At 62.6% G+C, this 23,339-nt stretch carries 25 protein-coding genes; 16 read left to right on the forward strand and 9 right to left on the reverse strand.

The window, feature by feature from the left end; translation table 11 throughout:
• Positions 1–76: 76 nt before the first annotated feature.
• The 7 genes from J7E36_RS15290 (at position 77) to J7E36_RS15320 (ending at position 8,116) form a co-directional block, all read left to right on the forward strand.
• On the forward strand, positions 77–967 hold the full coding sequence (locus J7E36_RS15290) for a 2-hydroxy-3-oxopropionate reductase (protein ID WP_215004297.1): 891 nt from the start codon (positions 77–79) through the stop codon (positions 965–967).
• A gap of 147 nt (positions 968–1,114) precedes the next feature.
• The gene (locus J7E36_RS15295) at positions 1,115–2,395 is read left to right on the forward strand and encodes a glycerate kinase type-2 family protein (protein WP_215004299.1); all 1,281 of its coding nucleotides are present in this window, start codon (positions 1,115–1,117) and stop codon (positions 2,393–2,395) included.
• Complete coding sequence (pyk, locus tag J7E36_RS15300; protein ID WP_215004301.1) at positions 2,385–3,800, forward strand: pyruvate kinase; 1,416 nt, start codon at positions 2,385–2,387, stop codon at positions 3,798–3,800. Before J7E36_RS15295 ends, pyk begins: the two co-directional genes overlap by 11 nt.
• A gap of 127 nt (positions 3,801–3,927) precedes the next feature.
• Complete coding sequence (locus tag J7E36_RS15305; protein ID WP_215004302.1) at positions 3,928–4,830, forward strand: urea transporter; 903 nt, start codon at positions 3,928–3,930, stop codon at positions 4,828–4,830.
• A gap of 21 nt (positions 4,831–4,851) precedes the next feature.
• Positions 4,852–5,676: an ion transporter gene (locus J7E36_RS15310; protein ID WP_215004304.1), complete on the forward strand. Its 825-nt coding sequence runs from the start codon at positions 4,852–4,854 to the stop codon at positions 5,674–5,676.
• A gap of 84 nt (positions 5,677–5,760) precedes the next feature.
• Entirely contained in the window at positions 5,761–6,759 is a 999-nt protein-coding gene (locus J7E36_RS15315; protein WP_215004306.1) for a sulfate ABC transporter substrate-binding protein, read from the forward strand.
• Positions 6,760–6,910: 151 nt separating this feature from the next.
• Positions 6,911–8,116, forward strand: a complete 1,206-nt coding sequence (locus tag J7E36_RS15320; protein ID WP_215004308.1) for an MFS transporter — start codon at positions 6,911–6,913, stop codon at positions 8,114–8,116.
• Between the two features lie 59 nt (positions 8,117–8,175).
• Here the strand turns inward: J7E36_RS15320 and J7E36_RS15325 are convergent, their stop codons facing one another.
• The 4 genes from J7E36_RS15325 to J7E36_RS15340 all read right to left on the reverse strand — a co-directional run bounded on the left by J7E36_RS15325 (position 8,176) and on the right by J7E36_RS15340 (position 11,619).
• Positions 8,176–8,367: a PLDc N-terminal domain-containing protein gene (locus J7E36_RS15325; RefSeq protein WP_215004310.1), complete on the reverse strand. Its 192-nt coding sequence runs from the start codon at positions 8,365–8,367 to the stop codon at positions 8,176–8,178.
• Between the two features lie 70 nt (positions 8,368–8,437).
• Complete coding sequence (locus tag J7E36_RS15330; RefSeq protein WP_215004312.1) at positions 8,438–8,968, reverse strand: hypothetical protein; 531 nt, start codon at positions 8,966–8,968, stop codon at positions 8,438–8,440.
• Positions 8,969–9,179: 211 nt separating this feature from the next.
• Complete coding sequence (locus J7E36_RS15335) at positions 9,180–9,698, reverse strand: ankyrin repeat domain-containing protein (protein ID WP_181289815.1); 519 nt, start codon at positions 9,696–9,698, stop codon at positions 9,180–9,182.
• Positions 9,699–9,792: 94 nt separating this feature from the next.
• Positions 9,793–11,619: a long-chain-acyl-CoA synthetase gene (locus tag J7E36_RS15340; RefSeq protein WP_215004314.1), complete on the reverse strand. Its 1,827-nt coding sequence runs from the start codon at positions 11,617–11,619 to the stop codon at positions 9,793–9,795.
• Between the two features lie 360 nt (positions 11,620–11,979).
• On the opposite strand from J7E36_RS15340, the gene J7E36_RS15345 reads away from it, so the two are divergent.
• Positions 11,980–12,258 (forward strand): DUF3509 domain-containing protein, encoded by a 279-nt coding sequence (locus J7E36_RS15345; RefSeq protein ID WP_215004316.1) that lies wholly within the window; start codon positions 11,980–11,982, stop codon positions 12,256–12,258.
• A 342-nt stretch (positions 12,259–12,600) separates the two neighbouring features.
• Here the strand turns inward: J7E36_RS15345 and J7E36_RS15350 are convergent, their stop codons facing one another.
• From J7E36_RS15350 to aroC, 3 genes are read right to left on the reverse strand one after another with little or no spacing between them, the layout of a single operon-like run.
• Complete coding sequence (locus J7E36_RS15350) at positions 12,601–13,146, reverse strand: 1,2-dihydroxy-3-keto-5-methylthiopentene dioxygenase (protein WP_215004318.1); 546 nt, start codon at positions 13,144–13,146, stop codon at positions 12,601–12,603.
• Between the two features lie 34 nt (positions 13,147–13,180).
• A complete protein-coding gene (locus J7E36_RS15355; RefSeq protein WP_215004320.1) occupies positions 13,181–14,326 on the reverse strand; it encodes an MFS transporter in 1,146 nt (381 codons plus the stop codon).
• A gap of 34 nt (positions 14,327–14,360) precedes the next feature.
• Complete coding sequence (aroC, locus tag J7E36_RS15360; RefSeq protein WP_215004322.1) at positions 14,361–15,452, reverse strand: chorismate synthase; 1,092 nt, start codon at positions 15,450–15,452, stop codon at positions 14,361–14,363.
• Positions 15,453–15,578: 126 nt separating this feature from the next.
• Between aroC and J7E36_RS15365 the strand changes: the two genes are divergently transcribed.
• Positions 15,579–16,544, forward strand: a complete 966-nt coding sequence (locus J7E36_RS15365) for an alpha/beta hydrolase (RefSeq protein ID WP_215004395.1) — start codon at positions 15,579–15,581, stop codon at positions 16,542–16,544.
• 98 nt (positions 16,545–16,642) lie between these two features.
• Positions 16,643–17,437, forward strand: a complete 795-nt coding sequence (locus J7E36_RS15370; RefSeq protein WP_215004324.1) for a hypothetical protein — start codon at positions 16,643–16,645, stop codon at positions 17,435–17,437.
• A 73-nt stretch (positions 17,438–17,510) separates the two neighbouring features.
• On the opposite strand, the gene prmB is transcribed toward J7E36_RS15370, so the two are convergent.
• Positions 17,511–18,419 (reverse strand): 50S ribosomal protein L3 N(5)-glutamine methyltransferase, encoded by a 909-nt coding sequence (gene prmB, locus J7E36_RS15375; protein ID WP_215004326.1) that lies wholly within the window; start codon positions 18,417–18,419, stop codon positions 17,511–17,513.
• 254 nt (positions 18,420–18,673) lie between these two features.
• Between prmB and J7E36_RS15380 the strand changes: the two genes are divergently transcribed.
• The 5 genes from J7E36_RS15380 (at position 18,674) to J7E36_RS15400 (ending at position 21,436) form a co-directional block, all read left to right on the forward strand.
• Positions 18,674–19,264: a cysteine hydrolase family protein gene (locus tag J7E36_RS15380; protein WP_215004328.1), complete on the forward strand. Its 591-nt coding sequence runs from the start codon at positions 18,674–18,676 to the stop codon at positions 19,262–19,264.
• Between the two features lie 122 nt (positions 19,265–19,386).
• Positions 19,387–19,707, forward strand: coding sequence for a hypothetical protein (locus J7E36_RS15385; RefSeq protein ID WP_215004330.1), 321 nt, complete (start codon positions 19,387–19,389; stop codon positions 19,705–19,707).
• Positions 19,708–19,780: 73 nt separating this feature from the next.
• Positions 19,781–20,338 carry a Smr/MutS family protein gene (locus J7E36_RS15390; RefSeq protein ID WP_215004332.1) on the forward strand — a complete coding sequence of 186 codons (558 nt, stop codon included), beginning with the start codon at positions 19,781–19,783 and terminating at the stop codon, positions 20,336–20,338.
• Positions 20,339–20,415: 77 nt separating this feature from the next.
• On the forward strand, positions 20,416–20,961 hold the full coding sequence (gene folE, locus J7E36_RS15395) for a GTP cyclohydrolase I FolE (RefSeq protein ID WP_215004334.1): 546 nt from the start codon (positions 20,416–20,418) through the stop codon (positions 20,959–20,961).
• Between the two features lie 103 nt (positions 20,962–21,064).
• The gene (locus J7E36_RS15400; RefSeq protein ID WP_215004336.1) at positions 21,065–21,436 is read left to right on the forward strand and encodes a glutathione S-transferase N-terminal domain-containing protein; all 372 of its coding nucleotides are present in this window, start codon (positions 21,065–21,067) and stop codon (positions 21,434–21,436) included.
• A gap of 135 nt (positions 21,437–21,571) precedes the next feature.
• Here the strand turns inward: J7E36_RS15400 and J7E36_RS15405 are convergent, their stop codons facing one another.
• Positions 21,572–22,738 carry a PLP-dependent aminotransferase family protein gene (locus J7E36_RS15405; protein WP_215004338.1) on the reverse strand — a complete coding sequence of 389 codons (1,167 nt, stop codon included), beginning with the start codon at positions 22,736–22,738 and terminating at the stop codon, positions 21,572–21,574.
• Positions 22,739–22,819: 81 nt separating this feature from the next.
• On the opposite strand from J7E36_RS15405, the gene J7E36_RS15410 reads away from it, so the two are divergent.
• Complete coding sequence (locus tag J7E36_RS15410) at positions 22,820–23,260, forward strand: MarR family transcriptional regulator (protein WP_215004340.1); 441 nt, start codon at positions 22,820–22,822, stop codon at positions 23,258–23,260.
• Positions 23,261–23,339 lie beyond the last annotated feature (79 nt).

Consider the following 23,339-nt stretch of genomic DNA (forward strand, 5'->3'; position numbering starts at 1 on the left):
CGCGAGCAGGCTCGCTCCCACATGAAAGCAGTTCTCCATTTGCCTGAAACAGCAACAAAAACAAGAGGATTTTCTCATGGCTAAAATCGGATTCATCGGCACCGGCATCATGGGCCACCCAATGGCGCTGAACCTGCAAAAGGCCGGTCACAGCCTGTTCCTGTCCCAGCACCACGAAGCGGCCCCGGCCGACCTGCTCGCCGGCGGCGCGGTGGCCCTGGCCAACCCGCAGGAAGTGGCCCAGGAAGCCGAGTTCATCATCGTCATGGTCCCGGACACCCCGCAGGTCGATGACGTGCTGTTCCGTGCCGATGGCGTGGCGGCGGGCGTCGGCGCGGGCAAGGTGGTGATCGACATGAGCTCGATCTCCCCCACCGCCACCAAGGCGTTCGCGGTGAAGATCAATGAAAAAGGCGCGCAGTACCTCGATGCCCCGGTGTCCGGCGGTGAAGTCGGCGCCAAGGCTGCGACCCTGAGCATCATGGTCGGGGGCGACGGCAACGCGTTCGAGCGCGCCCTGCCGCTGTTCCAGGCCATGGGCAAGAACATCACCCTGGTGGGCGGCAACGGCGATGGCCAGACCGCCAAGGTGGCGAACCAGATCATCGTCGCGCTGAACATCCAGGCCGTGGCCGAAGCGCTGTTGTTCGCCTCGAAAAACGGCGCCGACCCGGCCAAGGTTCGTGAAGCCTTGATGGGTGGTTTTGCATCGTCGAAGATCCTCGAAGTGCACGGCGAACGCATGATCAAGGGCACCTTCGACCCGGGCTTCCGCATCAGCCTGCACCAGAAGGACCTGAACCTGGCCCTGCAAGGCGCCCGGGAGCTGAACATCAACCTGCCCAACACCGCCAACGCCCAGCAAGTGTTCAGCACCTGCGCGGCCATCGGCGGCAGTCACTGGGACCATTCGGCGCTGATCAAGGGCCTGGAACACATGGCCAATTTCTCGATCCGCGATAACTGACGCATCGATACCCTGTGGGAGCGAGCCTGCTCGCGATGACGGCCTGACATTCAACGCGATGTTGGCCGGACGACCGCTATCGCGAGCAGGCTCGCTCCCACAAGGGAACTGCACTGACTTCAAATAATAAAAAACCGGGAGCCCGCCATGTCGGTCGATCCGCAACAATTGCTGCGCGAGCTGTTTGCCACGGCCATCGACGCGGCGCATCCGCAGCATGTCCTTGAACACTACCTGCCCCGCGACCGCAGCGGCCGGGTCATCGTCATCGGCGCCGGCAAGGCCGCCGCGGCCATGGCCCAGGTGGTCGAGCGCTGCTGGCAGGGTGACGTCTCGGGTCTGGTGGTGACCCGCTACGGCCATGGCGCGCCCTGCCAGAAAATCGAAGTGGTCGAAGCCGCGCATCCCGTGCCCGACGCGGCCGGCCTGGCGGTGGCTCAACGGGTGCTGGAACTGGTCAGTAACCTGACGGAAGACGACCGGGTGATCTTCCTGCTGTCCGGCGGGGGCTCGGCGTTGCTGGCGCTGCCGGCCGCTGGCATCACCCTGGCCGACAAGCAGGCGATCAACAAGGCCCTGCTCAAGTCCGGCGCGACCATCGGCGAGATGAATTGCGTGCGCAAGCACCTCTCGGCGATCAAGGGTGGGCGCTTGGGCAAGGCCTGCTGGCCGGCGACGGTCTACACCTACGCGATTTCCGATGTGCCGGGGGACCTGGCCACGGTCATCGCTTCCGGCCCCACCGTGGCCGACCCCAGTACCTCGGCCGAAGCCCTGGCGATCCTCAAGCGCTACCACATCGAGGTCCCGGCGTCGGTGCGCACCTGGTTGCAAAGCCCTGAGTCGGAAACCGTCAAGCCCGGCGACCCAAGCCTGGCCCGCAGCCACTTCCAGTTGATCGCCCGCCCCCAGCAATCACTGGAAGCGGCTGCGGTGAAAGCCCGCCAGGCCGGTTTCAGCCCCTTGATCCTCGGTGACCTGGAAGGCGAAGCCCGGGAGGTGGCAAAAGTCCACGCCGGCATCGCGCGGCAAATCGCCCTGCACGGCCAGCCCCTGGCGGCGCCGTGCGTGATCCTGTCCGGCGGCGAAACCACGGTCACCGTGCGCGGCAATGGCCGAGGCGGCCGCAATGCCGAGTTCCTGCTGAGCCTGACCGACTGCCTCAAGGGCCACCCCGGCATCTACGCCCTGGCTGGCGACACCGACGGCATCGACGGCTCCGAAGACAACGCCGGCGCCCTCATGACCCCGGACAGTTATCGCCGTGCCGCCGAACTGGGCCTGAACGCCAGCGATGAGCTGGATAACAGCAACGGCTACGGCTACTTCGCCGCGCTGGATGGGCTGATCGTCACCGAACCGACCCGCACCAACGTCAACGATTTCCGCGCCATCCTGATCCTCGAGAACCCCAAACATGACGCCTGACAAAAAGGTCAAGATCCTCGCCACGCTCGGCCCCGCGACCCGCGGCATCGATGACATCCGTGAACTGGTGCAGGCCGGGGTGAATATCTTTCGCCTGAACTTCAGCCACGGCGATCATGCCGATCACGCCCAGCGCTACCGCTGGATCCGTGAGGTCGAGCAGCAGCTCAACTACCCGCTGGGCATCCTCATGGACCTGCAAGGGCCAAAACTGCGGGTCGGCCCATTCGCCGACGGCAAGGTCCTGCTGCAACGCGGCCAGGCCCTGCGCCTGGACCTGGACCCGACGCCCGGCGATCAACGCCGGGTCAACCTGCCTCACCCGGAAATCATCGCGGCCCTGGAGCCCGGCATGGACCTGCTGCTGGACGACGGCAAGCTGCGCCTGCGGGTAATCGCTCGGTACAGCGACGCTATCGACACCGAAGTGCTCAACGGTGGCGAACTCTCTGATCGCAAAGGCGTGAACGTACCCCAGGCCGTGCTCGACCTGAGCCCGCTGACGGCCAAGGACCGGCGCGACTTGAACTTTGGCCTGGAACTGGGTGTGGACTGGGTGGCGCTGTCGTTCGTGCAACGCCCCGAGGACATCCGCGAAGCCCGCGCGCTGATCGGCGAGAAGGCGTTCCTGATGGCAAAGATCGAGAAGCCGTCGGCGGTCACCCAACTGCGGGACATCGCCGAGCTGTGCGACGCGATCATGGTGGCCCGCGGTGACCTGGGCGTCGAAGTCCCGGCCGAGAACGTGCCGCAGATCCAGAAGAACATCATCGGCACCTGCCGCGCCCTGGGTAAACCGGTGGTGGTCGCCACGCAGATGCTCGAATCGATGCGCTTCTCCCCGGCGCCGACCCGTGCCGAAGTCACCGACGTCGCCAACGCCGTGGCCGAAGGCGCCGATGCGGTCATGCTGTCGGCGGAAACCGCGTCAGGCGATTACCCCCTCGAAGCCGTGCAGATGATGAGCAAGATCATCCGCCAGGTCGAAAATGGCCCCGACTATCAAGCGCAACTGGACGTCAGCCGACCGAAAGCCGAGGCCACGGCATCGGACGCCATCAGCTGTGCGATCCGGCGCATCAGCAGCATCCTGCCGGTGGCGGTGCTGGTGAACTACAGCGAGTCGGGCGCCTCCAGCCTGCGGGCGGCGCGGGAGCGGCCGACGGTGCCGATCCTCAACCTCACGCCGAATCTGGCGGCCGCGCGCCGCTTGACGGTGGCGTGGGGCGTGCACTCGGTGGTCAACGATCGGCTGCGGCAGGTGGATGAGGTCTGTTCCACCGCCCTGGAAATCGCCCAGGCCCAAGGCATGGCCCAGCGCGGCGATACCCTGCTGATTACTGCGGGCGTGCCGTTCGGGCAGCCGGGGTCGACCAACTCGCTGCGCATCGAGACGCTGATCTAGCGCCTGTACCGGCCTCATCGCGAGCAGGCTCGCTCCCACACTGGATTTGCGGCGTTCACAAAACCCCTGTGGGAGCGAGCCTGCTCGCGATGGGGACAACTCGGTCCATCAGACACACAGCCCAACCATGCCCAACACCCGCTGCCCCGACTGGGCCACCGCCCTGCTCAACGGCTTCAGCCAGATTTTCCTCCAGCGCCATCCGCTGTGCGGGCTGTTGTGCCTGCTGGCGATTCTGCTCAGCGCGCCGGCCTTGTTCGGTGGCGCGTTGCTGGGCGGCGTCGCCGGCCTGCTCACCGCCCAGCGCCGCGGTTACCCCAAGGCGGATCGGCAGGCCGGGCTGTTCAGCTATAACGGCATTCTGCTGGGCTTGCTGCTGAGCCTGGCATTGCCCTGGTCAGCCTTGTTGGTGCCGTTGATCATTGCCGGCGGCGGTCTCAGTGCGATGCTGACCCAGCAGTGGCTCAAACGGACCCGCAACCCTCGATGCCTGCCTGCCTACACTGCGCCCTTCGTAGGATTGGGCTGGTGGCTGCTGGGTCTTGCGCCGCTGCAAACCGCCCCCCTATCGGTCGACTTGACGGTGCCCAACCTACTGGCCGCGCCGTTGAACGGGTTGGGCCAGGTCATCCTCCTCGACCAGCCGCTGGCGGGTGCACTGATCGCGGCCGGCCTGCTGCTTGCCGATCACCGCGCCGCCGGCTGGGCGCTGTTCGGGTCGGTCGCCGGCCTGGCCTTCGCTTTGTTGCATCATGAACATGCCTCTGGCCTGTCCGGACTGAGCGGCTACAACCCGGCTCTGGTGGCGCTGGCCCTCAGCCAACAGCGCCGCCAGCCGTGGTTGCCACTGGCGGGCATCCTCCTGGCGATCCTGCTCACCCCAGGTTTCAGCGCCCTTGGACTGGCGCCGCTGACGGCACCGTTTATCCTCGCCTGCTGGCTGATCCAGGCCACTGGCCGGGCCTGGCAGCAGGGCTGTGTCGACGCCGCACCTTGCACTCTGCCGGGCAATCGCCCTAGGCTTCGCTGATTCCGGGATCAGGCGATGTGTATGGACAGCAACAACAATTGGCGTGAACGCTTCTACGTAATGATTTTCCAGACCGACACCGTGGCCGGCCGGCGTTTCGACAGCAGCTTGCTGTTGATCATCCTCGCCAGCCTGGTGATCGTGATGCTCGACAGCATCGACAGCGTGCACAAAAACTACGCGGCCCTGCTGGCCGGTATCGAATGGGGCTTCACCTTCATCTTCATCGTCGAGTACGGCCTGCGCCTGTACTGCTCGCCCAAGCCGCTGCGCTATGCCTTCAGCTTTTATGGCCTGGTGGACTTGCTGGCGATCGTGCCGGGGATCCTGGCGCTGTACTACAGCGATGCCCAGTACCTGCTGATCATTCGGATCATCCGGATGCTGCGGATCTTCCGCGTGCTCAAGCTCAGCCCTTACCTCAAGCAGGCCAACTACCTGATGGCGGCGCTGCGGGGGAGCAAGCAGAAGATCATCGTGTTCCTGGTCAGTGTCTCGACCCTGGTGACCGTGTTCGGCACCTTGATGTACGTCATCGAAGGCCCCGAGCATGGCTTCACCAGCATTCCCAAGGGCATCTATTGGGCAATCGTGACGCTGACCACCGTGGGCTTCGGCGATATCGTGCCCAAGACGCCCCTGGGCCAGGTGGTGTCATCCCTGGTGATGATCACCGGTTACTCGATCATCGCCGTGCCAACCGGCATTTTCACCGCCGAACTGGCCAGCGCCATGCGCGGTGACCAACTCAAGCACGACTGCCCGGTGTGCAGTAAAGACAGTCATGAGCAGGCTGCGGCTTTTTGCTCTCGATGTGGCAATGCACTGTTTAAAAAATTGGAATAAGCAAAGCACTTTTTAATGCTTGAAGACCTATGAGCTTGTCGCTAGTTTGCCCGGCATCCCCTTTCAAATAAAAAGGAATTCGCAGTGAAGAACTTCTTTGGCGCCTCTCTTCTCGCCGCAGGCCTGACCTTCGGCAGCCTGGCCCACGCCGCCCCGACGCTGCTCAACGTTTCCTACGACGTGATGCGCGATTTCTACAAGGACTACAACGCAGCGTTCCAGAAGCACTGGCAAGCCGAGCACAACGAAAACATCACCGTGCAGATGTCCTTCGGCGGCTCCAGCAAGCAGGCCCGCTCAGTGATCGACGGGTTGCCGGCAGATGTCATCACCATGAACATGGCCACCGACATCAACGCCCTGGCGGACAACGGCAAACTGGTGCCGGACAACTGGGTCACCCGCCTGCCGAACAACAGCGCCCCGTTCACCTCGGCCACGGTGTTCATCGTGCGCAAGGGCAACCCGAAGGCGCTGAAAGACTGGCCCGACCTGCTCAAGGACGGCGTGCAGGTGATCGTGCCCAACCCGAAAACCTCCGGCAACGGTCGTTACACCTACCTGTCGGCCTGGGGTTATGTGCTCAAGAACGGCGGTGACGAGAGCAAAGCCAAGGATTTCGTCGGCAAGCTGTTCAAACAGGCGCCGGTGCTGGATACCGGCGGCCGCGCAGCGACTACCACATTCATGACCAACCAGATCGGCGACGTACTGGTGACCTTTGAAAACGAGGCTGAAATGATCGCCCGGGAGTTCGGTCGCGACCAGTTCGAGGTCGTCTATCCAAGCGTTTCTGCCGAGGCCGAGCCGCCAGTGAGCGTGGTGGACAAAGTGGTCGAGAAAAAAGGCTCCCGCGAGGCGGCCGAGGCCTACCTGAAATACCTCTGGTCGCCGGAAGGCCAGGAAATCGCCGCCGCCAACTACCTGCGCCCACGGGACCCGGCCGTGCTGGCCAAATACACCGATCGCTTCCCGAAAGTGGATTTCCTGTCGGTGGAAAAAACCTTCGGTGACTGGCGCACGGTGCAGAAGACCCACTTCATCGATGGCGGGGTTTTCGATCAGATCTACAGCGGGCAGTAAGGGATCACAGATCCCTGTGGCGAGGGAGCTTGCTCCCTCGCCACGACAATCATCAACGCCCGGCATGTCTGTTATCAGTCACAAAGCCTGTTCCAGACTCCCATAAGCCTTTAGCCTCTCGCCATCCCTTCTGTTCCCTGACGAGATTGCCATGAGTGCCCAACCCCTAGCCCCGCCCACCGGCACCCACCTGACCCGAGGCATGGTCCTGCTCTTCGCCTTCTGCTGCGGCGCCATTGTCGCCAATATCTACTACGCCCAGCCGATCATCGAACTGATCGCCCCCGACGTTGGCCTGAGCAGCACCCTGGCCAGCCTGATCGTCTCGCTGACCCAGATCGGCTATGCCCTGGGTTTGTTTTTCCTGGTGCCATTGGGCGACTTGCTGGAAAACCGCCGCCTGATGATCCTGACCAGTCTCGTGGCGATTGCCAGCCTGTTGGGCGCAGCGTTCACCGATCAACCGAACGTGTTCCTGCTGGTCTCGCTGCTGGTGGGCTTCAGCTCGGTGTCAGTGCAAGTGTTGATTCCCCTGGCTGCGCACCTGGCGCCGGAGGAATCGCGCGGTCGGGTCGTAGGCGGGATCATGGGCGGTTTGCTGCTGGGGATCCTGCTGGCGCGGCCGATATCGAGCGTCGTGGCCGATCACTTCGGCTGGCGGGCGATGTTCATGATCGCGGCAGGCTTGATGGCGGCGATCAGCATCGTCCTGGCCCTGACCGTGCCCAAGCGCCAACCCGACCATCGCGCCTCTTATGCGCAACTGCTGGGTTCGCTCGGTACGCTGCTGCGCCAGCAACCACTGTTGCGTCAACGGGCGCTTTACCAGGCCGGCATGTTCGCCACGTTCAGCCTGTTCTGGACTGCAGCGCCACTGGAGCTGTCACGCAACCATGGCTTGTCCCAGTCTGAAATCGCCTTGTTCGCCCTGGTCGGCGCCCTGGGCGCCATCGCCGCGCCCATCGCCGGTCGCCTGGCCGACGCCGGCCACACCCGCATTGCCTCGCTGCTGGCAATGCTGTTCGCCAGCCTGAGCTTCCTGCCGGCGTTCATCCATCCGCTCTACAGCGTCATTGGCCTGGCCGTGACCGGCGTGGTCCTGGATTTCTGTGTGCAGATGAACATGGTCCTGGGCCAGCGGACCATCTACGCCCTCGATGCGAAAAGCCGCGGCCGCTTGAATGCGCTGTACATGACCAGCATCTTCGTCGGTGGCGCGTTTGGCTCATCGATTGCCAGCGCGGTGTACGAACATGGCGGATGGCTGTGGGTGGTGATCGTCGGCAGCGCGTTCCCGCTGCTGGCCTTGCTGCGCTTCTTGAGTGTTTCGCAGAAGCCGTCCCCGGCGACGGCTTGAAGATCGAACGGCACAAAAATGCCCGGGCGCCCACGGCGGCCGGGCATTTTCATTGAAGGTCAGATCCGCACATTGCCTCGCGGCCCGGCGATCGCCCAGATGATCAGGCCCAGCACCGGCAGCAGCAGGATCAGCAGCACCCATAGGACTTTCGCCCCGACTTCCGCACCGCTCTTGAGCACATTGATGATCGCCCAGATATCGAGCGCCAGGATAATCAGGCCAATCAGGCCGTTGAAGGTGGAACCCATGGTGTCGCTCCCAAATGGTAATAGGCACACTTAGGATAGCTGGGCCACGGCAAGGGTTCCGTTTATTGCCTCAGACGTGAATCGCGACCTTGAGCGCTTCCAGGGCTGGCGCGGCGGCAATGCCCACTTGCCCGCACAGCGCCAGCACCCGTGGCACGTCGTCGCCGAACACCAGCACCATCTGCAATTCATCGTCCAGCAGCTGGCTGAAGTTCATCAGCACATAGCCGCCGTTTTCCTTGTTCAGGCTGCTCATCTGGATCTGGATGCGGTTGAGCGCGGTCAGCGCCTCGGTTTTCGCCAGTTGCTTGGGCTTGAGATTGAACGCCACGCCAGGGCCGAACGAGGCAACGATCTGTTCGAACAGCTCGACGTAGGTGTCGGCCTGGAACAGCACGGTGTCCGGCAGGCTGCCCACCACCACCCACTCACCCAATGGGATCGGGAAACTGTCGTCGTAGTTGATGTCCGGATTGGCCGCCAGGAAAGCCGCCGGATCGGCGTAGGCCTGGGCCGCTTCGTCAGCGATTCGCGCAACGTCAGCCTCGCCGAGGCAGCCGGAGCTGATTTTGCTGATGAGTTCGACGAGGGCGGCTTTCATGGGGTGGATCCTGTGGATAAGGGATTTCGAGGGCGCGCAGGATACCCCATCGGTTCACCTGAGTCAGGCACCTGTGGCAGGGACAGCTTACTGTGGGAGCAAGGCTTGCCCGCGATGGAAACCACTCGGTCGACCTGGAACCGAGGCGGCTGTATCGCGAGCAAGCTTTGCTCCCACCCTGTTCCGCCGCCACAGGACTACCAGCCGGGTCTCAACCCAACAACTTCTCCAACTGTGCCGTGGTATCCACCGCCCCCATGGTTTTGGCCGCATCCAGCGCCGAAACGCCGTTGGCATCCTTGGCTTTCGGGTCGGCGCCCTTGCTGATCAGGTAATCGACGATTTCCACCCGGTTGAACATCGCCGCCATCATCAGCGCGGTGCGGCCGTCGAAGGAAGAACCCTCCACCTGTGCGCCACCGTCCACCAGCGCCGAGACCACCGCCAGGTCACCCTTGAACGCCGCACCGGCAATCGGGCTCTGGCCATTGTCGTTACGCACCTCCGGGTCGGCTTTGTGTTCCAGCAGCACCTTCACCGTTTCCACATGCCCGTGGTAGGCGGCCAGCATCAGCAAGGTGTCGCCCTTGTGATTGCGCAGGTTGGGCGGCAGGCCCTTGCTCAGCAACGCGGCCATCATGGCGGCGTCGCCCTGGCGGGCAACGTTGAATACCTGCTCGGCAAACTCCGCTGCCTCTTCCGGGGTCATCTGGCGGCTTGTATCGGACATGTGAAACTCCATCTGGGCATTCGCAAAGCGGCTAGTTTCCCGGCGGACCTCGACCCTGTCATCCCTTTTTTCTCTGTACCGGTTATAGCCAGAATCAATAGCGCAACTGCCCACCCTGGATCTGCGTCACCAATTGCCGATCCACCCTTACGTACGTCGTGGCGCCGGGCAGCCAGGCATACACCGGCTCGTCGCCGGTGACGCAGGGATCGAAGGCTTCGGCCTTGAGGCGAGTCTTCTGATACTTGAAGGTGCCGGTGGTGTCCATTTTGACTTTGATGCGCAGGAACAATGGCACCGCATAAGCCGGCAGTTTGCCTTGGAGGAACTGCAACAGCTCGCTGAAATCCAGGACCGCCAGGGATTCGGACGGCGTGATCGCCGCCATGCCGGCGCGACCATTGGTGCCTTGGATCTCCACGCCATAGGCCACCGCCTCGGCTACCTGCGGATGTTGCAGCAACGCGTTTTCCACCTCGGTGGTGGAGACGTTTTCGCCTTTCCAGCGATAAGTGTCGCCGAGACGATCGACAAACTGCCCATGGCCAAAGCCGATGTTGCGCAACAGGTCCCCGGTGTTGAAGTAACGATCGCCGGGCACAAACACATCCCGATAGATGGTTTTCTCGGTCTTGGCCGGGTCGGTGTAACCGTCCAATGGCGCCTTGTCATCGATCCGTGCCAGCAACAGGCCCGGTTGTCCCTTGGGGACTTTCTGCATGCGCCCTTGCAGGTTACGCAGGGGTGCGCCGCTCTCCTGGTCGTACTGCACCAGTTCCCAGCCCATCAGGGAAAAACCGATGGTGTTGTCAAAATTCAAGACGTTGGTGAAACCGATATTGCCGTCACTGGCGGCGTACAACTCACAGATATGTTCCACGCCGAAGCGCGACTTGAAGGTTGACCAAGCCCCCGGTCGCAGACCATTGCCAACCATTTTCTTCACGCCGTGCTGCCGATCCTGGCTGTCGGCCGGCTGGTCGATCAGGTAGCGGCACAGCTCACCGACATAGCCCAGCGTGGTCGCCCGATAACGCCGCACGTCGGTCCAGAACTGGCTGGCGCTGAACCTGCGCCGGATCGCAAAGCCCGAGGCGCCGCAGATCGCCGCGCCCCAGCACACGCACAGGCCCGTAGCGTGGTACAGCGGCAACGTGCAATACATGACATCGTCGGGCTGCATGTCCAGGGCGATCAGGCCGAAGCTGGTGGCCGTGCGCATCCAGCGTCCATGACGAAAGACCCCGGCCTTCGGCAGCCCCGTGGTGCCCGAGGTGTAGAGATAGAAGCAAGGGTCGTCGAAGAACACCTGTCGGCTGCACGCCGGGTTCTCGCCCGGGGCGTCAGCGCTGCTGCCCATCAAGTCGAGAAAACCGACTGGAACGCCAACGTCGTCCTGATCCGCCACCCACCAGGTTCGGGCAACCGGCAACGTGACTCGGCCGCGCACATCGTTGAAGGCCGCCACACGCTCATCGCCGACCACCACGGCGACAGGCGTGACCAGCGCCAGGCTGTGAACCAGTGCGTCCCCCGTCTGCGCAGTGTTGAGCATGGCGCTGACCGCGCCGACCTTCGCCACCGCCAACACCGTGATCAACAGCTGCGGCCGGTTCTCGATGAGGACTGCCACACAATCGCCCTTGCCGATGCCCTGCGCCAACAGGTAATGGGCGATGCGATTGGCCTGTTCGTTGACCTGTGCATAACTCAACACGGTCTCCCCGCACAACAGCGCCGGCCCGTGGGGATTGCGTTGGGTGGCCTGTTCGAAACACCAACCCAGGCCGCAGGGTTGGGTCGGGTCCTGGACGTTGGCAAGCTTCATGCCCCTGACGATCCGGGGCACGGCCCTGGCAATGACTGGCAACTTGCGCAACATCATGGCCCAGGTAATAGCGTCGCCGGGGGTCCGACTCATAGTGTTCTTCCCTGTCCGACCGCATGGGCCTGTTTTTTTGTGAGCGGGATGAAGCTTGATTGCGCTCGAAAGTACGCCAGCAGTTCCGGCACTGTACACGCGGATTTTGCAATGTTTTGTATCTGCAAACGGGCGCAGGCGAAGCGGGAACGCCGTAAAGGCAATTGGTTCCAAAAAAGATGGCCGGCCCCCGCAAAATGCAGGATGCACGATGGCCGTTCATGCAAGATGCACGAAATCAAAATTACCGGCCGTCCATAACTTGTTGTTTTAAAAGGATTTTAAAAAATACTGAACGCTGGCACAGACGCTGCAACACCCCCTCCACGGTTTGCCAACAAGACCATGGAGCAATCAAATATGAACATGATTCAAGAGAAGTTTGCGTCGCTGTTTTCCAACTACGAAGTGACCACAAAAGCCCGCCCGGATGGCGGCATCCTGCTGACCTTGCGCAACAGCGAAGGCAAACTGTTCAAACGCACAATTTCCTACGCCCAGTTGCACGCCGGGGACCAACTGTCCTGGGCCATCAGCGCCATCCGCCGCGACCTGGCCGAACAAGCCAGCGAGTTGCCGCAGATTGCCATGTTGCAGAGCCAGCATCGTTTCGCACTGCCGACCTATCACAGCGCCTGATCCTCCTGTGTGGGAGCGGGCTTGCTCGCGAAGGCGGGGTATCAGTCAGCTTATTCATCGACTGACACTCTGCTATCGCGAGCAGGCTCGCTCTCACATTTCGGATTGCTGGCGCCCCAGAACCCGAACCCAACGCCAACCTCTGTGGGAGCGAGCCTGCTCGCGATAGCGGTGGGTCAGTCTACATTTATGCTGATCGTGCCGACGCTATCGCGAGCAAGCTCGCTCCCACAATGGATCGAGCACAGCCGGGAGAGCCAGGTCGGCTGTCAGGCCGCCTCGCGAGCAAGCTTTGCTCCCACAGGCCAGTGCCCTCACTCTGTCCTCCGATCAGTCCACCACTCAGTCTTCCATACGCGGGAACCGGCTCGCTATATCGTCCCCAGTGAACCGCACAACCGAACCTTGCGCAGCGTCACCCAACCGAATCGCAACGAAATGCGGCTGCTCCCCGATATCAAACCAGCGCCGCACGCCAGCCGGCAAGATAATCAGATCCCCCCTCTCACACAGCACCGCATAAACGTAATCGTCGACGTGCAGAGCGAACAACCCACGACCGGAAACGAAAAGTCGTACTTCCTCTTCGTCATGGCTGTGCTCATCAAGAAGCCGGGCATACAAGTTGGCTTCATCCGGATGATCACGGGTCACACGGATGACATCCACCGCTGCATAACCACGCTCGGTCATCAACGCGTCGATCGGGGCACTGTAGGCCGCGACGATTTCTTCATGGCTGGCAGCAGGCTGGATTTTCACCGCAGGCTGCCAGCGGTCGAAGCGAATGCCTTGCTCGGCCAGCGTCGCGGCAATGTCCTCAAAGTGAGTCAGCACCTTGTTCGGGATATCAGGGCTTGAAACGTGATAGACGGACAGGCTGCTCATGACAAAGACTCCAGGAAAATAACGGTTGGAAGGCTCATGGCCGGTCCTCTTGCATACGTGTCGCTATGATAACGGCAGCGGCGAACGCGGCGAGGCTGGCAAGGCTGAACGTCCAACCGGCACCGAGGGCGTTCCAGCTGTAGCCGGAATACAACGCGCCCAAGGCCCCGCCGGTGCCGGCTAGCGCCGCGTAAAGCGCCTGGCCTTGGCCTTGCTGGCGCGGGCCGAAGCTGCGTTGCACGAAATGGATGGCGGCGGCGTGGAAACTGCCGAACGTTGCCGCGTGCAACACCTGGGCAAACAGCAGCACCCCGAGAAACTCTGCCAGCGAGCCCAGCAACAGCCAGCGCAGCGCCGCCAGGAGGAAACTCACCAGCAGCACACGGCGCACGGAAAACCGCGCCAGGATCCGGCTCATCAGCAGGAAGATCAGCACTTCCGCCACCACCCCGACGGCCCAGAGCAGGCCGATCAATCCGCGACTGTAGCCCAGCCGCTCCAGGTGCAAGGTCAGAAAGGTGTAATACGGCCCATGGCTCACCTGCATCAGGCCCACGCAGGTGTAGAACGCCAGCACGCCGGGGTTGCGCAGTTGGCGCACAAAGCCCTCCCCCGCCACTCGCGGTCCCTGCACCGGCTGAGCGTTGGGTACCCAGAAGCTGGCGAGCACGATGCCGGCCATGATCAGCACCAGCGCCATCGGGTAGATGTCCAGGCTCAGCCACTCGAACAGACGACCCAGCAGCACCACGGTGATGATGAAACCGATGGAGCCCCACAGGCGGACCTGGCTGTAGCGCGAGGACTGGCCGCCCAGGTGCGCCAGGGTGATGACTTCGAATTGCGGCAAGACCGCGTGCCAGAAGAACGCATGCAGCGCCATGACCATCGCCAGCCAGGCGTAGCTTTTATCGATGAAGATCAGTGAAAAGGCCAACAGCGTGCAAACCGCGCCAAACCGCACGATCGCCAGGCGTCGACCGGTGTAATCCCCCAGCCAACCCCAGATATTCGGCGCCACGCAGCGCATCAGCATGGGGATTGCCACCAGTTCGCCGATGCGCGCGGCGTTAAAGCCCAGGTGATCGAAATACAGCGCCAGGAACGGCGCCGTTGAACCGAGCAGCGCGAAATAGAACAGGTAGAAACCCGAGAGCCGCCAGTACGGCAATGCCGCCACGGTCGTCAGGCCACGGCGGCCGGCAGGTCAGCCATCAGAGCTGACCCAACACCGGGGTGCCGACGCGCACGTCGGCGTTCTGGCCGCGATGGCGCAGCAGATGGTCCATCAGCACGATTGCCATCATCGCCTCGGCGATCGGCGTGGCACGGATTCCAACGCACGGATCATGCCGGCCCTTGGTGATGACCTCCACCGGGTTGCCATGGACGTCGATGGAGCGGCCCGGCGTGGTGATGCTGGAGGTGGGTTTCAACGCCAGGTGCGCGACGATCGGCTGCCCCGAGGAAATGCCGCCCAGAATGCCGCCGGCATTGTTGCTCAGGAACCCTTGTGGGGTCAGTTCGTCACGGTGCTCGGTGCCACGCTGGGCGACGCAGGCGAAACCGGCGCCGATTTCCACGCCCTTCACCGCATTGATGCTCATCAGCGCGTGCGCCAGTTCGGCATCAAGACGGTCGAAGATCGGCTCGCCGAGGCCCGGCATCACCCCTTCGGCCACTACGGTAATCTTCGCGCCGACCGAATCCTGGTCCCGGCGCAACTGGTCCATGTAGGCTTCCAGCTCCGGCACTTTGTCCGGGTCGGGGCAGAAGAAGGCGTTCTGTTCCACCGAATCCCAGGTCTTGAACGGGATTTCGATAGGGCCCAACTGGCTCATGTAGCCACGAATGTTGATGCCCTGGCTCGCCAGGTATTTCTTCGCGATCGCGCCGGCCGCCACGCGCATGGCGGTTTCCCGGGCCGAACTGCGACCGCCGCCGCGATAGTCGCGCTCACCGTACTTGTGGTGGTAGGTGTAGTCGGCGTGGGCCGGGCGGAACAGGTCCTTGATGGCCGAGTAGTCCTTGGACTTCTGGTCGGTGTTGCGGATCAGCAGGCCGATGGCGCAGCCGGTGGTGCGCCCTTCGAACACGCCGGAGAGGATTTCGACTTCATCGGCTTCCTGGCGCTGGGTGGTGTGGCGGCTGGTGCCGGGCTTGCGGCGATCCAGGTCGCGCTGCAGGTCGTCCAGGGAAATCTCCAGGCCCGGCGGGCAGCCGTCGACAATGGCGACCAACGCCGGGCCATGGCTTTCGCCCGCGGTGGTGACAGTGAACAGCTTGCCGTAGGTATTGCCGGACATGCAGGGTGCTCCGTGAAATCGCCGATTCGTGATGGTCGCCAGTATACGCAGGCTAACTGCGTAGTTCATCCTCGAACCTTATCGGTTGCCACCAGTCCAACCGGCACCTTCGCAACTAATGGCGTGATGATGTTAAAGCTGTTTGCCCTGAGCCTTACCCTGTTCACCGGTCTGTTTTGCGGCCTGACCCAGGCCGCAGTCCTGCAACGTCCGATCAGCCTCGATACCGGCAACGGTGAGCTTTTCGGATCATTGCTGCTGCCCAAGTCCGACACGCCGGTGCCGGTTGTCCTGATCATTTCCGGGTCCGGTCCTACGGATCGCGACGGAAACAACCCCGAGGGCGGGCGCAACGACAGCCTCAAGCGCCTGGCCTGGGTCCTGGCCCGGCATAACATCGCCAGCGTGCGCTATGACAAGCGCGGTGTCGCCGCCAGCCTGGCGGCGACACCGGATGAACGCAACCTGAGCGTCGAAGCCTACGTGGCCGACGCTGTTGCCTGGAGCCGCAAACTCGCCGCCGACCCACGCATGGGCCCGGTGATCTTGCTCGGCCACAGTGAAGGCGCGCTGATTGCCAGCCTCGCCGCGCCCCAAGCCAACGCAGCGGCGGTGATTTCGTTGTCCGGCAGCGCCCGGCCCATCGACCAGGTCCTGCGCCAGCAACTGGGCAGCCGCCTGCCCCCGCCGCTGATGTTGCGCAGCAATGAGTTGCTCGACAGCCTCAAGGCCGGTCGGCTCGACACAGACGTGCCGCCGCACCTGCAAGTCATCTTCCGTCCCAGCGTACAGCCGTACCTGATCTCGCTGTTTCGCCAGGACCCGGCCCAGGCTTTCGCGGCGCTGAAGATGCCGGCCCTGATCATCCAGGGCAGCCATGACATCCAGGTCAGCGTCGATGACGCCAGGCAGTTGAAAGCCGCCAAGCCCGATGCCGAGCTGGCGCTGATCGAAGGCATGAACCACGTGATGCGCATCGTGCCGAAGGATGTGAAACAGCAACTGGCGTCTTACAAAAACCCCAACCTGCCGCTGGCCGCCGAACTCGGCACACGCATTTCGGCTTTTATTAGCTCGATCGCCACCCGTTAAACGCTTTTAACCCTCCAGTCCTGGCAAAAACGGCCGATAGACCGATGTCGGACAGCGCCATCGCTGCCGACCCGCCGGCCAGGACAGGATTTGCCGTTATGACTGAACCACAAGCCTCACCCGATACCGACGCAGCCGTCGAGGCGCCCGCCAATCCCGCGGCGGAGCTGCCCTGGGCGGACGTGCAGGCCGAGCATCACAAGATGCTTCGGCTGGCCCCGCTCAAGACCGACCGCGCCACGGGCGCGCGGCCACTGCGCTTTGTCGAGTACAGCTATGCCGAGCGCCACAGCAAGGAACGCAGTCTGTTGCGCTTGAGCATCAAACTGCCGGGGCAACGTGTGCGCAAGGAACAGAATCATCTGGATGTCTGGGCTGATCACGTTGAAAAGCGCCTGTTCTTTTCCCCGGACAATCTGCAAATCGAACCGATGAACCGTGGCATCGGCCGCTTCCTCGCCGCCCAGGGCATCACCTGGGCCAAGAAGCGCTGGTCGGCCTACCGGGTCGAAGGCACCGACCTGGACAACAAGGATGCGCTGAACGAAGACACCCGGTTGCGCCGTGATCGCTTTCTCAAGGCCCAGGGTTTCGAGGTGGCTTATGCCGACGCCCAGCACCTGAAAGGCAGCGTCAAGGCCACCCACGTCGGCGACCTGGTGGGGGATTGGAATACCGAGAAGTTGCAGTTCGTGGAAATCCTCGAAGCGGCGCAGATGCTGCAACAGGCCGAGCAGAACCTGGCGGAACAGGAGGTCAAGCTCAAGCAGCAGGAGGAGAAGGTCAACAAGTTCAAGCGCGAAGACACCGGCCTGCGCTTCACCATCACCTGCCTGGTGGCGTTTGCCATGTTCCAGGCGGGGTTGCTGATCTGGATTGCGACACGGCACTGAACTCAGCAGCGAGTGAGCCCCTGCGGGAGCGAGCTTGCTCCCACAGTGGGCTACGGTGCGATGCGAATCGTGGTCAAACCCGCGAAGCGAACAACCCCTGGTGCTGGCGGCACTGTTCGGCGCTGAGCATGAACACGCCATGCCCGCCCCGCTCGAAGTCCAGCCAGGCGAAATCGACTTCCGGGTACAGTGCCTCGACGTGGACCTGGCTGTTGCCCACCTCGACAATCAACAAGCCCTTCTCGGTCAGATGATCGGCCGCCTCGGCCAGCATCCGCCGAACCAGGTTCAAGCCATCATCGCCACATGCCAGCCCCAGTTCCGGCTCGTGCTGGTATTCCTGCGGCATGTCGGCGAAATCTTCCGCATCGACGTAGGGCGGGTTCGACACGATCAGGTCGAAACGTTGCCCAGGCAGCCCTTCGAAACCATCCCCCTGAACGGTGAACACGCGCTCATCGACGCCATGGCGCTCGATGTTCCGGTTAGCCACTTCCAGGGCTTCGAACGACAGGTCGGCCAGCACCACCTCGGCTTCCGGGAACTCATAGGCACAGGCGATGCCGATGCAGCCGGAGCCCGTGCACAGGTCGAGAATCCGCGCAGGTTCCTGGCCCAGCCAAGGCTCAAAACGCTTTTCGATCAGCTCACCGATCGGCGAACGCGGAATCAGCACGCGTTCATCGACAATGAACGACATCCCGCAGAACCAGGCCTCACCCAACAGGTAGGCCGTCGGGACCCGTTCGGTGATGCGGCGGTGCAACAGGCGCTGCACATGGACCAGTTCCTCGTCTTCCAGTCGGCAATCCAGGTAGCTATCGGCAATTTCCCAAGGCAGGTGCAGCGCGCCCAACACCAACTGGCGGGCTTCGTCCCACGCATTGTCGGTGCCATGGCCAAAAAACAGATCCTCCCCATGGAAACGGCTGACGGCCCAACGGATATGGTCGCGCAGGGTACGGAGACGGGAAGTGATCACGGCGGCAAACTCCAGAAAAATCGACGGGCGAGTCTACCAGCCAAACGCGCGCCCACCCAAATACGCCCCAAGGATGAAAGGAAAACACCCAGGCACTTGTAGGATCCATCCGTTTTTTGCGCAACCTATTGAACAAGACGAGCATCTTGACAAGGCTGTAGGCCAGCAACGGCGCCGCTTGCGATGGAAGCGATTCACAGAACCGCTCAGCCAGAGGAGAATGTCGCAAAAGCCCCATCTGAAGGAGCCCCAGAATGTCCGTTCCAAAAACGATGTTTCAACTCAGCGGCCGCGGTTACGCAGCGGCCAACCTGAGTCAAGCGACCCTGATCATCATCGATGCCCAGAAAGAGTACCTCGCCGGCCCCCTGGCCCTGAGTGGCATGGATGCAGCCGTCGCGAACATCAAGCAACTGCTCGGCGCGGCCCGTGCAGCCGGTCGGCCGATCGTGCATGTGCGCCACCTGGGCACCCACGGCGGGCTGTTCGACCCACAGGGCGAGCGTGGCGAGTTCATTCCGGGCCTCGAACCCCAGGGCGACGAAACCGTCATCGGCAAGCTGCTGCCCAGCGCCTTCCATGGCACCGAGTTGAAAAAACGCCTGGAAGAGTTCGGCCCCCTGGACCTGATCGTTTGCGGATTCATGAGCCATTCCAGCGTCAGCACTACCGTGCGCGCCGCCAAGAACCTGGGCTTTCGCTGCACCCTGGTGGAAGACGCCTGCGCCACCCGCGACCTGCCGCACAAGGGCGGCGTGCTCAGCGCCGAACAGGTGCACCAGACCGAAATGGCGATCATGGCCGACAACTTCGCCACCCTCGCCCTGACCCAGGATTTCGCCTGATCAAGCCTTCGGTGAGCGGCCGCTTGAGCCGCTCATCCGCAAAAGCCTCTCATTTGCCCTAGCCTCAGGAACAACCCGTACATCTTCCGGTCGAAGGGCCGATACCCACAGAGGAAGTCGGAATGAAGTTATCCGATGGTTTTGACGCACGTCGCTTGCGGGCCAAAGGCCCGAGCAGCTGGCGGTTTCGTTTCGGCGCGGCGATCGCTGCGCTGCTGGCAACGCTCGGTGTGCTGCTGGCCATGGCCGGCGCCGCCAGCCTGCTGGGTCGCCCGCCCGCCCTGGGCGAGTTGAATGCCACGCCGCTCGGTTCGGCGATCATCCTGGCCGTCGGCCTGCTCGTCCTGTTGCTGGGTGTCTGGCTTTGGCGCCGCTGCCGCCGTCGCGCCCGTCAATCCCTGGAGCTGGCCATGGCTCCGCACCTGATGAAAAAACACGACTGAACCGCCACCCGACGTTTTGTCGCGCCGGATCCCGCCAGAGTTGGGTAGACTGGTCGGCTTCGCGGAGGCTGACATGCAAGACGACGACTTTTCCCTGTTCAAAAGTGCGATCCAGGGCGTAAAACCGATCAAACACGATCGTGCCGAGACCGGCAAACCCAGGGCCGACCGCGCACAGATCGCCAAACTGCGCCAAGCCGCCACCGTGCGCACCGATGCCACGACCGTCGACGGCCTGTCCGATCAGTTCGTGATCGACGTCGGCCCTGAAGACGAGTTGATGTGGGCGCGCGACGGCGTCCAGGAAAGCCAGATGCGCAAGCTGAAGGTCGGCCAGATTCCCTTCGAAGGCAGCCTCGACCTGCACGGCATGACGGTCGAAAAAGCCCGGGAAACGCTCTGGGCGTTCCTGGCCGAAGCTACGAAGTTCGAAATCCGCTGCGTACGCGTCACCCACGGCAAGGCCGTGCGGCTGGACGGCAAGCGGCCGATGATCAAGAGTCACGTCAACACCTGGTTGCGCCAGCACCCGCAAGTGCTAGGCTTCACCTCCTGCCAGGCCAGACACGGCGGCGCCGGAGCGGTCTACGTGATGCTCAAGCGCACGATGATGGAAGGTCGCGACGAGTAGCCCGCGATTGCCGAGCTTGCAGCGCCGTGTCCGCCACCGTACCCTTGCCCTTTGCGTAAAATCCCACAGGTAGTTTCATGTCTCTGGAACAGAATTACACCGCGATTCTCGGCCAATTGGGCGAGGACGTTTCCCGCGAGGGCCTGCTCGACACGCCCAAGCGTGCTGCCAAGGCCATGCAGTACCTCTGCCGCGGGTACGAACAGACCCTGGAAGAAGTCACCAATGGTGCCTTGTTCAGCTCCGACAACAGCGAGATGGTGCTGGTCAAGGACATCGAGTTGTACTCGCTGTGCGAGCACCACCTGCTGCCTTTCATCGGCAAGGCCCACGTGGCCTATATCCCGAGCGGCAAGGTGCTGGGGTTGTCGAAGGTTGCGCGCATCGTCGACATGTACGCGCGTCGCCTGCAGATCCAGGAAAACCTCAGCCGCCAGATCGCCGACGCGGTCCAGCAGGTAACCGGCGCCCTGGGCGTGGCGGTGGTGATCGAGGCCAAGCACATGTGCATGATGATGCGCGGCGTGGAAAAGCAGAATTCCTCGATGATCACCTCGGTGATGCTTGGCGAGTTCCGTGAAAACTCCGCAACCCGCATGGAATTCCTCAGCCTCATCAAGTAAGCCGCTGCGTGAAGAAAACCGGCATTGATCGCCGGTTTTTTTTTGCCTGTGAAAAATCAGGTAAGCTGCGCGCCCTCTTCTCTCCTGCCGCGAGACCTATACCGTGATCGTCAAAGCACTTCGAGTTGGCCTGGGCCAGCTGATCATCCTCATCGACTTCATCACCCGTCCCGGCAAGAAACAACGCCCGGCCGAAGCCCAGGCCCAGGTCGACCAGGCCGCCCGTGGCTTGACCCTGTATCAGTTCCACGCTTGCCCGTTCTGTGTGAAAACCCGCCGAACCCTACGCCGTCTCAACGTGCCGGTGGCGTTACGGGATGCGAAGAACAACGAGCAGGATCGCCAGGTGCTGCTGGAGCAAGGCGGCAAGATCAAAGTGCCGTGCCTGCGCATTGAAGAGGATGGCAGGACCACCTGGATGTATGAGTCCAAGGTGATCATTGAGTATCTGGATAAGCGATTTTCGGTGGTCTGATGGTTTTGGAGTGGGCTTGAAGGCCTCATCGCGAGCAGGCTCGCTCCCACAGGGGTTTTGTGAACACTGAAAATCCAGTGTGGGAGTGAGCCTGCTCGCGATGAGGCCGGGGCGCTCACCACAAAACTTGCGGCATCAAGCCGCTTCGACCGCCAACGCCCCCCGCACCACCCCCGCCAATCGTCGCAACCCCTCCTCCAACCGCGCCGGATCGATGTGGCTGAAATTCAACCGCAGATGCCCGGGGTGCTGGTCCGGCTCGGGGAAGAATGGCTCCCCCGGCATGAACGCTACGTCGGCCGCCAGCGCGGTGGCGAGCAAGGTGCGGGTGTCCAGCGGCTGCTTGAGGGTCAGCCAGAAAAACAGCCCACCCTGGGGCACGTTCCAGTCGGCGATGTCGGAGAAATGCCGCTGCAACGCGGCCTCAAACCGATCACGACGATCCCGGTAGAAATCCCTCAACTCACTCAAATGACGGCGGTACTGCTCGGTGCCGATCCATTGCAACGCCTGCCATTGGCCGATGCGATTGGTGTGCAGGTCGGCCGATTGCTTGAGCCGCAGCAAGTGCGGGAACAGATCCGGGCTGGCGATCAGGTAGCCCACCCGTAAGCCCGGCAGCAAGGTTTTCGACACGGTGCCGGTGTAGATCCAGCTGGCCTTCTTCAGCCGACTGGCAATCGGCGTGGCGCTGGCGCCGTCGAACGTCAGCTCACGGTACGGTTCGTCTTCCACCAGAGTGACGCCGAACTCGTCCAGCAGCGCCGCCACGGCATCGCGCTTGGCCTCGCTGTAGCGCACCGCCGACGGGTTCTGAAAGGTCGGGATCAGGTAGATGAACGCCGGCCGATGCCGCTCCAGTCGGGCCCGTAACTGTTGCAAGTCCGGGCCATCGGCCTCCAGCGGTACGGTGATGCAATCGGCGCCGAACAGCTGGAAAATCTGCAGCGCCGCCAGATACGTCGGCGCTTCCAGCAGCACTTCGGTGCCAACGTCGATGTGCAACTTGGCCGTCAGGTCGAGGGTCTGCTGGGAGCCGCTGACCACCAGCACCTGGCTTGCTTCACAGGCCAGGCCCAACGAACGTGCCTGCGCCGCCAGGGCTTCGCGCAAGGCCGGCTCACCTTCGCTCATGCCGTATTGGCCCGTGGACAACGGCATGGCCGCCCACTCCACTTTGGGCAGCATGGCTTCGGCTGGCAGACCTCCAGCGAACGACATCACCTCCGGGCGCTGCGCCGCAGCGAGGATTTCTCGAATCAGAGAGCTTTTGAGGCGCGAGACACGTTCGGAAAAAGCCATGGGGTCACCTGTAGCCGGTCGCTGGAGAAATGAGTCAAACTGATTGACCGAAATTACCGCGCCCACTCTGGATACGTCAATATGCTTGACCTTAAAAACCCGACCTCGCAACAAATGGCCATGGAAGCGTTCTTCTTCGGTTACCAGGCGTTCACCGCCAAGGCCGATGAGATGCTCGAGCGTCGCGGGTTGAGCCGGGTCCACCAGCGCATCGTGTTTTTCATCGCCCGCTACCCGTCATTGAGCGTGAAGGAACTGCTGGCGCTGCTCGGCGTAAGCAAGCAAGCGCTGAACATGCCGTTGCGACAATTGATGGAAATGCATCTGGTGAACAGCATCGCCTCCGAGACCGACAAGCGTAAGCGGCTGCTGGCGCTGAGCGACGAGGGGGCGCGGTTCGAACAGGCGTTGCGGCGCGAGCAGGTGAAATTGCTGGAGCGGGTGTTTGCCGAGGCTGGGGAGACCGCGGTGAATGGCTGGCTGGCGGTGAATCAGGCGTTGGGCAAGGGATCTGCAGACTGAGGATTTGCCTGCTGGACCTGTGTTGCTTGGACTGCCGCTATCGCGAGCAGGCTCGCTCCCACATTGGATCTTCGGCGTG

It is taken from the genome of Pseudomonas fluorescens, from assembly GCF_018614775.1.
Taxonomy (GTDB): domain Bacteria; phylum Pseudomonadota; class Gammaproteobacteria; order Pseudomonadales; family Pseudomonadaceae; genus Aquipseudomonas; species Aquipseudomonas fluorescens_BY.